1 protein-coding gene is annotated in these 381 nt (G+C 71.4%); it reads right to left on the bottom strand.

Going from position 1 to position 381, the window contains the following annotated elements; genetic code table 11:
* Nucleotides 1-21: 21 nt before the first annotated feature.
* On the bottom strand, nucleotides 22-381 hold a 360-nt coding region (locus EN845_RS34030), incomplete at its 5' end, for a DUF1850 domain-containing protein (protein WP_245511878.1).

Here is a 381-nt window from a genome sequence, read left to right as displayed (position 1 = left end):
CTCCGGACCGGTTGCCGGGCACTATCGCGGCTGGCTCGTGCCGTTGCAAGGTTCGAGCACCGTCGTCTCTCCCGCTGCCTTGCCCAGCACACGGCAGCCTTTGGCGGTGCAGAGCGTCCATCCTTCCCCGGTGGCGCCGGATGCCGCGAGCACCAGGCTCGGCTGGGGTCCGATCCGGGGCGAATAGATCCACCAGCCGTCGCGCAGCACCGAGCCCTCGGGCGGTTCCATGCCGGCGCCGGAGCCCTTCACCCGCGCCTCGACGAGCTGAAGCCCGGCAGGCAGCACCTTCCAGTCTTCGCGCCAGCGCGTCCGCTCCACCGAATGCGTCCAGGACAGGGTGAAGGCGGCGGCGGCAAGCGTCACCGTCTTGCCGGCGGC

Source organism: Mesorhizobium sp. M8A.F.Ca.ET.202.01.1.1 (assembly GCF_004791595.1).
Taxonomy (GTDB): Bacteria; Pseudomonadota; Alphaproteobacteria; order Rhizobiales; family Rhizobiaceae; genus Mesorhizobium.
This window is presented reverse-complemented; position numbering and strand designations above follow the sequence as displayed.